The organism is Arthrobacter sp. AIWTK1 (assembly GCF_056680535.1).
The window spans coordinates 2,046,470-2,059,402 of sequence record NZ_CM155287.1; the positions used below are offsets into that span (position 1 = coordinate 2,046,470).

The 12,933-nt window shown below is 62.6% G+C and carries 12 protein-coding genes; 5 read left to right on the forward strand and 7 right to left on the reverse strand.

Going from position 1 to position 12,933, the window contains the following annotated elements:
* Positions 1-226: 226 nt before the first annotated feature.
* From AC1MDG_RS09340 to AC1MDG_RS09360, 5 genes are all read right to left on the reverse strand, one after another.
* The gene (locus tag AC1MDG_RS09340; RefSeq protein WP_479808662.1) at positions 227-1,636 is read right to left on the reverse strand and encodes an aldehyde dehydrogenase family protein; all 1,410 of its coding nucleotides are present in this window, start codon (positions 1,634-1,636) and stop codon (positions 227-229) included.
* 71 nt (positions 1,637-1,707) lie between these two features.
* Positions 1,708-3,027: a flavin monoamine oxidase family protein gene (locus AC1MDG_RS09345; protein WP_479808663.1), complete on the reverse strand. Its 1,320-nt coding sequence runs from the start codon at positions 3,025-3,027 to the stop codon at positions 1,708-1,710.
* Between the two features lie 12 nt (positions 3,028-3,039).
* Complete coding sequence (locus tag AC1MDG_RS09350; RefSeq protein ID WP_454698282.1) at positions 3,040-3,372, reverse strand: cupin domain-containing protein; 333 nt, start codon at positions 3,370-3,372, stop codon at positions 3,040-3,042.
* Positions 3,373-3,427: 55 nt separating this feature from the next.
* Positions 3,428-4,219, reverse strand: coding sequence for a MoaF C-terminal domain-containing protein (locus AC1MDG_RS09355; RefSeq protein ID WP_454698283.1), 792 nt, complete (start codon positions 4,217-4,219; stop codon positions 3,428-3,430).
* A 61-nt stretch (positions 4,220-4,280) separates the two neighbouring features.
* On the reverse strand, positions 4,281-5,735 hold the full coding sequence (locus AC1MDG_RS09360) for an APC family permease (protein ID WP_454698284.1): 1,455 nt from the start codon (positions 5,733-5,735) through the stop codon (positions 4,281-4,283).
* Positions 5,736-5,946: 211 nt separating this feature from the next.
* Between AC1MDG_RS09360 and AC1MDG_RS09365 the strand changes: the two genes are divergently transcribed.
* The gene (locus AC1MDG_RS09365; RefSeq protein WP_479808664.1) at positions 5,947-6,561 is read left to right on the forward strand and encodes a TetR/AcrR family transcriptional regulator; all 615 of its coding nucleotides are present in this window, start codon (positions 5,947-5,949) and stop codon (positions 6,559-6,561) included.
* A 2,213-nt stretch (positions 6,562-8,774) separates the two neighbouring features.
* Here the strand turns inward: AC1MDG_RS09365 and AC1MDG_RS09370 are convergent.
* Positions 8,775-9,149, reverse strand: coding sequence for a DoxX family protein (locus AC1MDG_RS09370; RefSeq protein ID WP_479808665.1), 375 nt, complete (start codon positions 9,147-9,149; stop codon positions 8,775-8,777).
* A gap of 45 nt (positions 9,150-9,194) precedes the next feature.
* The gene (locus AC1MDG_RS09375) at positions 9,195-10,247 is read right to left on the reverse strand and encodes an LLM class flavin-dependent oxidoreductase (RefSeq protein ID WP_479808666.1); all 1,053 of its coding nucleotides are present in this window, start codon (positions 10,245-10,247) and stop codon (positions 9,195-9,197) included.
* A gap of 57 nt (positions 10,248-10,304) precedes the next feature.
* Between AC1MDG_RS09375 and AC1MDG_RS09380 the strand changes: the two genes are divergently transcribed.
* The 4 genes from AC1MDG_RS09380 to AC1MDG_RS09395 all read left to right on the forward strand — a co-directional run bounded on the left by AC1MDG_RS09380 (position 10,305) and on the right by AC1MDG_RS09395 (position 12,891).
* Positions 10,305-10,874 (forward strand): MarR family winged helix-turn-helix transcriptional regulator, encoded by a 570-nt coding sequence (locus AC1MDG_RS09380; RefSeq protein ID WP_479808667.1) that lies wholly within the window; start codon positions 10,305-10,307, stop codon positions 10,872-10,874.
* 290 nt (positions 10,875-11,164) lie between these two features.
* The gene (locus AC1MDG_RS09385) at positions 11,165-11,650 is read left to right on the forward strand and encodes a MarR family winged helix-turn-helix transcriptional regulator (RefSeq protein WP_479808668.1); all 486 of its coding nucleotides are present in this window, start codon (positions 11,165-11,167) and stop codon (positions 11,648-11,650) included.
* 120 nt (positions 11,651-11,770) lie between these two features.
* Positions 11,771-12,577 carry an MBL fold metallo-hydrolase gene (locus tag AC1MDG_RS09390; protein WP_479808669.1) on the forward strand — a complete coding sequence of 269 codons (807 nt, stop codon included), beginning with the start codon at positions 11,771-11,773 and terminating at the stop codon, positions 12,575-12,577.
* Positions 12,568-12,891, forward strand: coding sequence for a nuclear transport factor 2 family protein (locus tag AC1MDG_RS09395; protein ID WP_479808670.1), 324 nt, complete (start codon positions 12,568-12,570; stop codon positions 12,889-12,891). Before AC1MDG_RS09390 ends, AC1MDG_RS09395 begins: the two co-directional genes overlap by 10 nt.
* The last annotated feature ends 42 nt before the right edge of the window (positions 12,892-12,933 follow it).

Below are 12,933 nucleotides of genomic sequence, written 5' to 3' on the forward strand. Positions count from 1 at the left end.
GCCACCTGACGCGGATGTAGTGCTCGTCCCTTTGGACAACAGATGGTTGAGCGAATGGCCTGGGCCGCCTGTTGGGTTTCAGGGCTCGGTAGGCTCGGTGGCCGCGTCCGGCTGAGCGCTCAACCGTGCCTAAATGTGACTGAAACTCTGCAGCGGCATGCAAGTGTTGCCCCCTTTCCATTGCCTGCGCGGGGCCGATGCAGGTGCCGCGCAGGCAACGAGCGGGTTAGCCGTTGATGACCTGCGGGACGCCGACGGCTTTGAGGCCTTCGGCGCCGAATTCCAGGCCGTAGCCGGATTGCTTGGCCCCGCCGAAGGGGACGCGGGGGTCCACGGCGCCGTGCTTGTTGATCCATACGGTGCCGGCTTCGATCCGGGCGGCGACCTTGCGGGCTTCGGCGAGGTCGGGGGACCAGACGGAGGCGCCGAGTCCGACGTCGAGCGCGTTGGCCATGGCGACTGCCTCGTCGATGGTGCTGTAGCGGATGATCGGGAGGGCGGGGCCGAACTGTTCCTCGGCGACCAGCGGGTTGTTGTTGTCGATGTCGGCCACGAGGGTGGCGGGGTAGAAGTGGCCGGGCTGGTCCGGATCCGGGTTGCCGCCGGTCAGGATGCGGGCGCCGGAGTCGCGGGCGGCTTCGACGAGCCCGGCCACGATGTCGTACTGGGCCCTGTTCTGCAGCGGGCCCAGGACGTTGTTCTCGTCCAGGCCCACGCCCATCGGCATCGCGGCGGCCACCTTGGTGAGCTCCTCGCAGACGGCGTCGTAGATGTCGTCGTGCACGTAGAGGCGCTTCAGGGCGGCGCAGGTCTGGCCGGTGTTGATGAAGGCGCCCCAGAAGAGGCCTTCGGCGATCGCGGCGGGATCCGCGTCGGGGAGGACGATGCCGGCGTCGTTGCCGCCGAGTTCCAGGGAGAGCCGCTTGACGGTGTCCGCGGAGGACTTGATGATGGACCGGCCGGCGGCGGTGGAGCCGGTGAACATGATCTTGCCGATCGCGGGGTGTTCGGCCAGCCGTGCGCCGACCTCGCGGTCCCCGGAGACGACGGTGAGGAGGCCTTCGGGGAGTTCCTCGTTGAGGACCTTGGCGAGGGCCAGGACGGACAACGGGGTCATCTTGGAGGGTTTGACCACCACGGCGTTGCCCATCCGGAGGGCGGGGGCGATCTGCCAGATGGTGATCATCATGGGCCAGTTCCACGGGCCGATGGCACCGACGACGCCGATGGGCTTGTAGTGCAGTTCGGCGTAGGTTTCGCCGTCGTCCACCACGACTTCCGGGTCCAGCGGCGTGGTGGCGGCGGCACGCAGCCAGGCGGCGCAGGCGCCGACTTCGAAGCGGGCGTTGGGGCCGTTCAGGGGTTTGCCCTGCTCGCGGGAGAGCAGGCGGGCGAGTTCTTCGGCGGAGCGTTCGACGGCGTCGGCTGCTTTGAGGAGCGCGGCGCTCCGGGCGTCGTGGCCCAGTGCGGCCCACGCCGGCTGCGCGGCCGCCGCGGCGGCAATGGCCACCTCCAGGTCCGCAACGCTGTGCACGGGTGCTTCGCCGACGGCGGTACCGGTGGCGGGGTCAAAGATGGTTCGGGTCTCGCCGGTGTCCGGGGTGATCGAGGCCAGCAGGGCGTCATAAGTTTCCATGTCTTTTTCTCCTCTAGTGGTCAAGTGCTAGTCCTGCTCAGGTGGGCGGGACTGGGGGTGTGTAGCGTGCGTCAGCTGGCGCTGATAGGGGCACGGGACTCGACGGCCAGTTGATCCGCTACGGCTCTGGCAGCATCGAGGCCGCTTTCGATCGCGCCGTCGATGAATCCTCCCCAGCCGTTGGCGAAGTCGGATCCGGCGAGGCGGATCCGGCCTTCTGGTCTTTGGAGTTCGGCTAGCGAGTGGGTGAGGTAGCCGGTGTAGTGCATTGGCCAGGTGGATTTGGAGTGTTCGTCGTCGATCCAGTTGTGACCGGCTATTTCGAGGACTTCCAGTCCGGGTGCGAGGGAGTCGAGGTGGGCTTGGGCGGCTACGGGGTCCTCGATGTCGATGGCGGCGGCGTCAGGTCCAAAGCAGACGAGGGTGGTGCTGTCATGGTCAATGTATTCGGCCTGGGCGAAGTTCAGTGCCCCGTTTTCACGGCCCAGGGCAACGAACCGCTCTTGGCGGCCTTTGACTTTGATCCATAGTTTGGCTCCACGCCCGGCCTGGCCCTTGGCTGCCGCTGCCAGTTTGGCGGGAGAAAGGGCGGGCTGGATGTCCAGGTCGTTCAGCACGCTCAGGGGCAGCGCGAGGATGATTTGTCGGGCCGCGTACTGCTTGCCGTCGGTGGTGTGGACGATGACGCCGGCGTCGTCCTGGGCGATGGAAGCAACGTGCTGGCTTAGCCGCAGCTCTGCCGTGGAGTCGGCAAGGATGGCCTCGGCGAGGCGGCGGGTGCCGCCGTCGATCTTGAAGCTGGCGCAGGCCTCGAACATGATCTGCCATGAGCCGGTCGCGAGGGCGCACCAGCGCATGGCCTGGGTGTAGGCGGCCTGGTCGAGTTTGCCGTTGAAGTTCAGTGTCCAGAAGGAGCGCAGGAGCTGGCGCTGCTCGTCGTCCAGGTCCAGCCGGTCGATGGCTTCGGAAAGGGTTATGCCGTCGATGTCCGCGACTTCGGGGCTGGACAGCGGCGACCAAGGAAGCGGGAAGTAGTGGCGCGAGTCAGCCAGGAGGGCCTGGTTCGGGGCGTCGAGCAGTTCAAGCAGTCTGTCCGCGGTGCCTTCGTGTAGCTGGCCGTTTGCGGTCCAGTAGGCCTTGGTGAATTCCGGGCCGGGGACGGGATTGATCCCGTAGCGTCCCATTTCCGCCCAGACGTATGGCTGGGTCCAGTGCACCCAGGTGCCGCCAAGTTCGAGGTGGCGGCCCAGCCGTTCGTCGAGGTGGGTGCGGCCTGCGATACGGTCCCGGGCCTCGAGCACGGTGGTGGTGTGGCCGCGACGCGAGAGTTCACGGGCGGCGGTGAGACCGGCGAACCCGGCGCCGACAATGATGACATCGGAGGTTTCCACGGAGTTTCTCCCTTAGCTGTAGACGAAGAATTCGATGGTGGGTTCAAGGACGGTCCAGCGGGTCATCGCTCCCTTGGAGAGGGAGGCCATGGACCCGGTTGTGAGGTCGAAGGTGTCGGCGCCCTTGACGTCGATGCGCAGGTGTCCGGAGACGATGTAGATGGTTTCGTCTTGGTCGATGGGCAGGTCGAAGGGTTCGGGCGCCTCCGCGGGGGTGATTTTCCAGATACCGGAGCTCAGCGCGTCGTTGCCGTTGTCGGCGGGGCGGCGAAGCCATTGCACCTTCCCGAGTTCGAAGGGTTCGAAGGCTGCGTCGGTGTGCTGGGCGTGGAAGACCTGGGACATGAGGTTGCTCCTTGAGTTTGTTGGCCGGATCGGCTGACCGGTCATCCGTGGGCGGTTAGTGTTTGTGCGTGTCCTGCGGGTACTCGGTGGTGTTCAGCACGCTGAGTCGTGAGTTGAACGGCAGGATGACAGGCTCGGCGGCGGGGTCGTCCCAGCCGAACATCCGCCCGATCGAGCGCTGTTCACGGAGATCCACGAGCAGCACAGCTTCAACGGTCATCACTTTCTCGGTCCAGAAGAAGATGTAGAGGTCTTCGGCGACGGCCCAGGTCATGCAACGGTCAGTATCCGCGAGTCCGGCCTCTCCGCCGCGGACGCAGTTCCAGGTGAACGTTCCCGGATTCAGGTAGATGTGCTCGTAACTTTCAACATCGCTGTAGCGGTAGAAGATCCGCTTCCCCACCAGGCCGGAGGATCGCTCGTGCACGGCTGTTGAACCGTCGGCGTTCGAGCGCGTGAATTCTGTGGTGCTCCGGATCCTGCCGTCCACGGTAACGAAAGCGGAGACGCCGCTGGTGACGGCGCCGGTGTTGCGGTCGAAGATGATGGTGACGTTTTCGGCGTCGATGCCTTCACCGCGGACGAAGTCGATGATGAAGACGCCGGGACGGGCCTCGATTGCCTTGTAGGTTGCTGTTCCGCTTCCTGAGGGGCCGGACCAGCCAAGGGAGGACCCGTCCTTGAAGGCGTATTCGGTGATGGAGCCCGCAGGTGCCGGTATGGTCAGGGCCGTGTCGGACAAGGCAGAAGAGGCAGGCAGTGTCTGGGCTCCGAACCCGTCTAGCATGGCTGATACGGGGGGCCATTCGCCTTCGGGAATGTAGTCCTGGATATCTGTGGACGTCATTGGATGGTTCCTTTCATCGGGCACAGGGGTGCCCTTCGGGTGGGTGTATCGGAAGTGGATGTCAGAGGATTTCTGCGGCGTAATTGATCGCGGGCTTTTGCCTGCCCCGCACCAGTCCGGCTATGAAGAAGAGCGGGATACCGATCAGGAGCCAGCGTGCCACGCCCCCGGCGCCGCCAAGCAGGACGTCGTAGTTGTCCAGGGTCAGGTAACCGACAATTACGAAGGCGAGGAAGGACAGTGCGGGTGCGATCACGGTGACCCAAAGGTTGTCGCGGACGCCGGTTTTGGCGAAATAGACGATGATCGCGGCTGATGTCACCAACAGAATTGCGATGAACCCTGCCGTGCCCAAGGCTACGAACCATGCGAACACGGTGGTAATGGGGTCCGCCCCGGTCAGCAGGAAGGCGCTGATGATGACCAGAACAACGAGCCCGTTCACCAGGCCGGCAAAAGAAGGGGCGCCGGTCTTGGAGACAGAGGAGAGCCTGGCGGGGAGTGCGCCGGCCCGTCCGAGCGCAAACAGGTAGCGCGAGAACATATTGGACAGTCCAAGGAGCATCGCGATGAAGCTGGTGACGACGAGTACCTGCATGGCGACGCTGAGCCACGATCCGGCGCTGGCTTCTGCCAAATCGAAAATCATTCCCGAGGGGTTTTCGGTAGCTGTCGCATGGATGTTGTCGATTCCGATGGCGCCGCTGATGGCCCAGGTGGAAAGTGCGTAGAAGACGCCGATGAACGCGATGACGAGGTAGGCGGCGCGCGGAATTGTGCGTCGAGGATTCTTCGCCTCTTCGGCGAAGACAACGGTTGCTTCGAAGCTGGTGAAGCACGCGAAGGCAAAAAGCAAGGAAATTCCCAATCCAGGGCCGAAGATGTTCGAGCTGGTGAATCCTTCGAAGGTGAAGATTCCCAGGCCGTTTTGGCCTACGAGAGATACCACCAACGCAGCTATAACCAGCGTTTCGCCAAGGATGAGAACTCCCAGCACTTTGAGGCTTGCGTCGACGCCGCGCATCGTCAGCCCGGTAGTTACCACCAGGATGACCACGATCCAGATGTAGACAGGAAGTCCGAGACCGGTGAGGCTCTCAACCAGCTGCTGGGCAAACACGCCGAACTGTGCCCACAGGCCGATCTGAAGGCTGAGATAGGTCAAAATCGCGATTCCCGCGCCACCCGTGGCCCACTTGTTGCTCAAGCCTTTGGCGATGTACGCCACAAAGCCACCGGCGTTGGTGATGTGCTGACTCATCCGCAGGTAGCCGACTGAAAAGAGAGCAACCAACAGAGCGGCGATGGCGTAGATCACCGGCGTTCCGGGACCGCTGGCGGAAAAGAGGACGGGGCTTGCGCCCACGACCGCGGCCATCGGCGCGGCCGCCGCGATGGCAAAAAAGGCAATGGCGAGAACACCGAGTTTGTTCGCTCTCAACCGGATCGAAGTCGCCGTGGGGATGAGTTCGTCTACTTCAAGATGTGCGGTGGTCTGGCTGGATTCTTGATTCATGGGTGGGTCCTTCAGGAGTGCAATGTCGACGCCGATGCGGAGGGGAGGAAGCCTGCGGCCGCGCGCCGGTGCGCGGCAGCAAAGTCCGGAAGCTCTTTCTGGGAAGGGCAGATCGTCGGGGTGATCTGCACCACAACACAAACTATACGTTTGTATAGTTTGACCTGTCAACGGGTGACTTTGCGATGCCCAGCGCGGCTAGACTCGCTGTATGAGCCAGGAAATTCGCAAGTTGCCATACGGGGATGGCCGCGATGCGCTGCTATCGGCCGTCATCGATGTGGTCGCAGAAAAAGGCCTCCGAGGCGTGACATATCGGTCTGTGGCCGCGCGTGCGGGCGTCAACCATGCATTGGTGACTCACCACTTCGGGACCTTGGAAGGGTTGCTGGCCGCCACGATGGAGTGGGCGGTGCAGAGGTCAATCCAGGAAACCGGTCTGGCCGGGATCGCGGACTTTGACGATCAGTTTGCTGACTCACTCATCGCAACGGTCTCCGCTGAACCCGAACTGCAACTGTTCCAGTTCGAAATGATCCTCGAGTCGAGGCGCAATCCGCAGATCCGTTCCATGGTGGAGCGCCTCTACGAGAACTACGTAGGCACTGTTGAAGAAGCCCTGAGCAAACGGGGACTGGACACCAGCGGTGAGGCCTCTCTGGCCATTTTCGCCGCACTTGACGGCCTCATGCTTCAATTCCTCACGATCAGCAACCCGACGAAAATCAGGTCAGCAGTGACCCAAGTAGGCCAGCTGGTCTCCGGACTTCGGAAGTCCAGCAACGACAATGACGAACCCCGGCACCAGGTAACACCCACGAGTTAGCGTGCCACTGTCCTGGGGATGAGCACTCTATAGTGCCGCCGCCGGAAGAGGGCGGAGGTTCCTGATGACTGACCCCTAAAGGATCGTTTTCGGCGCTCAAAATGATGACGGACACCGCGGGACGAGCGCCATCCCGTACCTCTTTCGGCGCTCCGAACTGCGCCCGGACGGGTGAGCCGTTTGGACCTCCGGCGGTTTGGGAGATCGGCGATGGGCTATGCGACGTTCTCACCTCTAGCGGAGGTTCTGCCCTTCTGAATCCCAGCCTTCCGTAACGGCCACTATCAGTTGCTGCCGCCAGCCAGTCGCGTACCTATTGGCCGGGGAAGAGGCGGACTTGCGGTTGGCTCTGCTGGCCATTGATAGCACGTGCTCAATTCTTGGAGGCCGGCCTGTCGATTGGAAATACCGGTCGCTCTTCGGTTCTGCATGAGACGTTCGGAGAGGATAGACCCGCCATCATGAAGTTCGTCGATTTCAGCAGGAGGCCCGCCCGGGTATTGCGGTGCTTGTTCGGGGCCGGTTCGGTTCCAAAGGCCTACTCACATCAATTCGAGCGAAATCGCGCCCCTCCCGGACGGCCGTTCAAGCAGCCCGGTTGGGGTCGCCGAAGTGGACAAAAAGGGTGTGCACAATGTGCACAGCCTGGGCTCCGGATCGGGTCGTAGAGGGGTCGGATCGGGCCGGATTCCGCAGGTTTCCGGGACTTCCCAATGTTTGCGGGGGAGGGAATGTAGTTCGAGTCCCACCTCGGGCACGCATAACCCCTCGTCAGAGGGGTTTTTGCTTTAATGTGTGGACATTGACCTCGGGCGGGTCCCTCTGACGCTGTCCGCGGTCTGTGGCCTGGTCGCCGCGGTGGCCTGTTCAGGTGTGTGGGGTGACGGGAGCAGGGTCCTGGCTAGTGGGCCTTCCGCCTGCTGGGATGTGGTTATCCGTCCTCTTCTCTGGCCTGTTCCTGTGGCCCTTGTTGGCCATCACTCGTTCATGGCCCAGTGTTGTGGTGACGACATGACGAAGGCGAATTCTCTCGGAGGATCTTCCTCAGATAGCTGCTTTCTGCGAACCAGTCAGAGTGTGCTCATCGCGTGTTTGTCCGGCCAAAGGGGTGTGCACATTGTGCACACCTTTGTGCACGGGCGACTCTTGGACCCGCATTTTTTCCCTTCCTCTTGGTTCTGCCGACACCACTTCATGAAGTTCTCTGTTTCAGGCGACATGACTTTGCGGCCCGGATCGTAGGTTTCCTAGGACATTTCTGCCAACGGGAACGTTTCCGGAGGTGGCTGTGGCTGGCGTCCGATCGAGAGCGCAGGTGTGGGGTCCAGACTCTTCTTCCGGGGCCGGTTCTGGTTTGGTTGATCAGTGCAACCTGTCCATCGTGGACGCGCGGCTATCGTCTTCCCCCATGCATGGGGTCAGTGCAGTTCCCGCTGAGAAAGGCGAACCCGAGAAGGCTTGCGGTAGACGAGGCGGCTGCCGCGCCTCTCAGAGACGGGCCGTCACCGACGGTCATTCCGCTGAACAGAGCGACGATCGTTGGCGGCACTGGCGTGGTGGACGACGTAGCCGGGCCGCTGCGGGCACCGGGTGTGTCTGTCAGATTTGTGCGTTGTTCTGGTAGCGGAGTTACCGCTGGGTTTGAGGGTCCGGAGTGCAACTTGGGGGACCGGGAGCGGTTCTAAGTTTCGTGAGGAGATAAGCGACGGTGGAGCGCCGAACGAAACTTTGGATCGTGAGCGGCGCGGAGCGCCTTGGTTGCCGTGGAGGACCCGTCCAGCGAGGATGGGATTAGAACGACAAACAGTGAGGGTGCTTTGGCTCCTCGGAGGCAAGTTGTGTCTGACAGGATCGTGGCCGTGGCCCAACCCAGTGCCCACAGCACTTTGGGCAATTGAGAGGAGCTTGCGGCAGGGCTTGGCCCGTCGCTTCAGGGCCGTTGAATGGCTTACTTGGTACCTTGAAGAAGGATGTATAGGCGCTGGTCGAGATCTGTGGCCGCTCACCCGTTGGAGCCGGGGACAAGTGGAAATCATTGTTGTCGCCGCTGCAGCAACCTGGACCAGGCCGCGATGGCGGCGAGGGCTCCGGAGATGAGCTGGGTGATGCGGCTTCGGTGTCGCCGAACGTCATCGTGGTCGGAGGGTCGGTGACTTTGACCGGTAGGACGGTGTTGGCTGCCGGAAACCTCGTAGAGGAATCCCTCCCTCCGCTCAGAGGCCGTACGGGCCAAAACGGGCAATTGCGATACCAGCGGCAAGGATAGCCAAAACGATGTTGACGATGACACTGGGTGTTTCGTGGCGGCGGCCATGAGTGGTGGCCGCACCTGCCATGAGGAGGAAGAGCCCGGCCGCGGCTGTGGGCACCAGTACGGTGGCTATTCCCAGTAGTGCCGGCAGGATGAGGCCGAGGGCGGCGAGGATTTCGAGTGCGCCGATGCGCTTGACGGCGCCGCCGGAGAAGTCTTCCACCCAGCCTTGGCCGGCGGCCGCGAGCTTTGCCTTGGGTTGGGCGATTTTCATGGTTCCTGCGGCAAGGAAGAGAAGGGCGAGTACGGCGGTGATGATCCAGAGGGCGATATTCATGATGTTCTTCTTTCGTGTGTCACTGGGTTGTTGGAGACGGTGCCGTCATACGACTTCCATCGACTTCCGGTGGTCGGCGAGTATTTCGCGGACCATGGGGACAACTTTGCTCCCGTAGAGTTCGACGGCCTTGAGGCGTGCGCTGATTGGCTGGGCTCCGGAAGTGAAGATGAGATCGAAGCGGCCAACGTCGAGCGATGCCACGGCGCGGGCGATTCTCCGGGCGACCGTCTCCGGTGAGCCGATGTACATCGAGCCGTTCCGGGTTTCTGCGTCGAAGTCTTCGCGGCGGACGGGCGGCCAGCCGCGGAGGGCTCCAATGCGGTCCCTGACCACCTTGTAGTGGGGCCAGAAGATCTCCTTGGCTTCGTCGTCGGAATTCGCGATGAAGCCGGGGGAGTGCATTCCTACCTGCCACACCGGCGTAGCGAATTGTGCGGCGGACCGTTTGTAGAGGTCGATGAAGGGCTGGAACCGTTCCGGTGGTCCGCCGATGATGGCGAGCATCATGGGGAATCCGTATTTCGCTGTGCGGACCACGGAAGCGGGTGTTCCTCCGACGCCGACCCACGTCCGCAGGCCGCCCTCGGTCTTGGGGTAGACGTCGGCATCAGCCAGGGGCGCACGCACGGTGCCTTTCCAGGTCACCGGTTTCTCTTCTAGGAGTTTCGAGAACAGCTCGATCTTTTCCTCGAAGAGCACATCGTAGTCTTTGAGGTCGTAGCCGAAGAGCGGGAAGGACTCGGTGAAGGAACCGCGCCCCAGGATGACCTCGGCGCGGCCGTTGGAGAGCGCATCCACGGTGGCAAATCGCTGGAAGACGCGCACGGGGTCATCGGAGCTGAGTACCGTCACGCCGGATCCAAGGCGGATGCGTGAGGTGCGCGTGGCCACGCCGGCCAGGACAGTCTCGGGGGCCGAGACTGAATATTCCGGGCGGTGGTGCTCGCCGACAGTGAAGGCATCCACACCCAACTGGTCAGCCAGTACCGCCTCGTCGATCAGCTGCCGGAGCGCTCGGGCATGGCTGACGGGTGCGCCCTGGTCGTCGACAGGGACGTCGCCGAAGGTGTCCAGGCCAAAGATGACTTCGCTCATGGGTCTCCTGTAATTGATATGTCAATTACTTAATTGACGCGTCAATTATCACCCCGTATGGTTGACATGTCAAGCGAAGACGAGGTGGTTATGGAACGCAGCAGTAAGAGTGCCAGGCAGAGTCCCACTCCGGATGAACTGGCCATATGGCGTGAGTATGTCGAGACGGCGGAGGCGATACGGCAGGCTTTGGCGGCCGGACTGCAGGCCACGTCCGGGGTTTCCCCGGGCGACTACGCGGTGCTCCTGGCCCTGAGCGAGTCTGAGGGGCACCGTTTGCGGTCCTCGGCACTGGCCGAGGGTGTCGGATGGGAGCGCAGCCGGCTGTCGCACCATCTGGGTCGGATGGAAACCCGGGGGCTCATTCGAAGGCGTAAGTCGGGTAACGACAGTCGTGGCGCAGAGGTGGAGCTTACCGACGACGGAGCACGGACTTTCCGTGCTTCTTCAGCGCCGCACCTCCGGCTAATCCGCCGGTACTTCATCGACGCCCTCGAGCCGGGAGACCTCGAAGCCGTTGGAAAGGTTGCAACGAGCCTGCGCCGCCACCTGAAAGAACTCGCTCGTGAACAGCGAACCGACCAGGACCTAGCGGACGTTGAGCCTTCTCCGGCCGGCACGATGTAGTAGAAACCGGTGCGGTTCTCGGCGGCCCAGGCTTCGTAGAACTCGGCCATCGTTCGGGCTTCTGTTGTCTGATGGGGGTGGATCCAGGAATGGCGTCGGAGAGACGCCAGCATGGCTCGACTGATCTCCCGTGGAATTGCGGCGGCGATTGTTTGTATGGCCTCCTGCTGTTGCGGGTCGCTCTGGTGGAGGAATCGCCGCTGGGTGTAAGGGCCGGAGGGCAACCCGAGTCCCGGGGAGGGGAGGAGATTGTTGCAGGGAGATAAGCATAATGTTGGACGGTGAACAGTATGAAGGAATTCAGCTCCGGCCAAGAGGCTGCCAACGATCCCCGCGTCCTGGTCTTCGGGCGCCTTCTGGGGGCGGCCAACCGGCTGGAGTTTCTTCTTGGCCGCGACCTGGAGCAGGAGTTCGGCATCAGCCATTCCGTCTTTGAGCTGCTTCTCCTGGCAGGACGGGCGGGCGACAAGGGAATCCCGGTGCGGGATATCGCCCAGGCGCGGGTGTTGACGTCAGGCGGAGCCACGCGGTTGGTGCAGCGCGCGTCAGCGCTGGGCCTTATTGAACGGACGGGCTCCGTTTCCGATGCCCGTGTCCAGCTGATCCACCTCTCGGCGCATGGCGAAGAGTTGCTCCTCAAGGCCAGTAGCCGGCACGTGCAGAATATCGAACGGTACCTGCTCGGGCTGCTCTCGCCCGCGGAGGCCGAGGTGTTTTCGGAGGTCGTCAAAAGGATCAGCAAGAATGCTGCGCGGGAACTGCCAATCATGCCGTGAACGAATGGGACGCGACCCTGTGTAATAGCTGACTAGTCAGCTATTATTGGGTCTGAGTGAGCGTGCATTGCGCGACTCGCCTCGGGGCGTTCTCGAGGCACCGAGAAAGGCTAACCAGTAATGTCACTGAATTTTGAGGTCTTCGATCTCGACTTCCCGGCAGGTTCACCGAACAAGTCAGCAACGTTGGTTACCGGCCCGTCTAAGGCAATGCTTGTAGACGCGGGTTTCACCCGGGCCGACGGCCACCGTCTCGTCGCAGCCATCCTGGACTCCGGCAAGGTGCTGGAAACCGTCTTCATCAGTCACGCAGACCCGGACTACTACTTCGGCCTTGAAGTCATCGCGGATGCGTTCCCGAATGCCACAATCCTGGCGACCCCGATAGTCATCGAGCACATCCAGGCGACATTCGAAGGCAAACTCAAGGCCTGGGCTGCACTGGGCGCCAACCTCCCGACCCGCCTGGCCGCGATCGCGCCCCTGACTGCAGGCGCACTTGAACTCGACGGGTACCGCTTCGAACTCCGCGGCGGCTCTGACCTGCTTCCTGACAGGCACTACCTGTTCAATGCAGATCAGAATGCGGTGATCGGCGGGGTCCTGGTCTTCCAAAAAGAACACGTCTGGACCGCAGACACCGCCACCCCGGAACAGCGCTTGGCATGGATTGAACTCCTTGACCAGATGCAGGCACTGAACCCCGAGCTCGTGGTGGCGGGCCACCGGCTGCCGGGAACCGCCAACGATGTCACGGGCATCGACTACACGCGGTCCTACCTCCAGGAATTCGAACGGATACTCGCGCGCTCAGCTGATGCCGCGGCCGTCACTGCGGCCCTGATCGAAAGCTACCCCAACTCCGGGATGCTGATCGCCGCGCAAATCGGAGCCAAGGTCGCGAAGGGGGAAATGACATGGGGCTGAACGAAGCAACCGATCCCGGCATCTCAACTGCACCCCGCGACGTCGTCCGCCGACAGTATCTGGCATCAGCGGCAGGTGACTTGGAAGCGCTCGGCGCCACGATGGCCCCTGATGTCGAATGGACGGAGATGGCCGGCTTCCCCCTTGCAGGGACCTACCGCGCGCCCAGCGAAGTGACCTCCAATGTCATGGAAATCCTCGGTAGAGACTGGGACAACTGGGCGGCCCACGACGACACCTACATCGTCGAAGGTGAAAACGTCGTCGTCCTCGCCCGGTACACCGCCACACACCGGGCAACCGGGAACCCCTGAACGTCCGGGTGGCCCACCACTTCATCGTCCGCGGCGGACTCA

Bases quoted from the DNA above. Each gene is read 5' to 3' on its own strand.
- AC1MDG_RS09350 (WP_454698282.1), bottom strand. From the start codon at position 3,372: ATGTCCCAGGTCTTCCACGCCCAGCACACCGACGCAGCCTTCGAACCC.
- AC1MDG_RS09365 (WP_479808664.1), top strand. From the start codon at position 5,947: ATGAGCCAGGAAATTCGCAAGTTGCCATACGGGGATGGCCGCGATGCG.
- AC1MDG_RS09370 (WP_479808665.1), bottom strand. From the start codon at position 9,149: ATGAATATCGCCCTCTGGATCATCACCGCCGTACTCGCCCTTCTCTTC.
- AC1MDG_RS09380 (WP_479808667.1), top strand. From the start codon at position 10,305: ATGGTTGACATGTCAAGCGAAGACGAGGTGGTTATGGAACGCAGCAGT.
- AC1MDG_RS09385 (WP_479808668.1), top strand. From the start codon at position 11,165: ATGAAGGAATTCAGCTCCGGCCAAGAGGCTGCCAACGATCCCCGCGTC.
- AC1MDG_RS09375 (WP_479808666.1), bottom strand. From the start codon at position 10,247: ATGAGCGAAGTCATCTTTGGCCTGGACACCTTCGGCGACGTCCCTGTC.
- AC1MDG_RS09360 (WP_454698284.1), bottom strand. From the start codon at position 5,735: ATGAATCAAGAATCCAGCCAGACCACCGCACATCTTGAAGTAGACGAA.
- AC1MDG_RS09395 (WP_479808670.1), top strand. From the start codon at position 12,568: ATGGGGCTGAACGAAGCAACCGATCCCGGCATCTCAACTGCACCCCGC.
- AC1MDG_RS09355 (WP_454698283.1), bottom strand. From the start codon at position 4,219: ATGACGTCCACAGATATCCAGGACTACATTCCCGAAGGCGAATGGCCC.
- AC1MDG_RS09390 (WP_479808669.1), top strand. From the start codon at position 11,771: ATGTCACTGAATTTTGAGGTCTTCGATCTCGACTTCCCGGCAGGTTCA.
- AC1MDG_RS09340 (WP_479808662.1), bottom strand. From the start codon at position 1,636: ATGGAAACTTATGACGCCCTGCTGGCCTCGATCACCCCGGACACCGGC.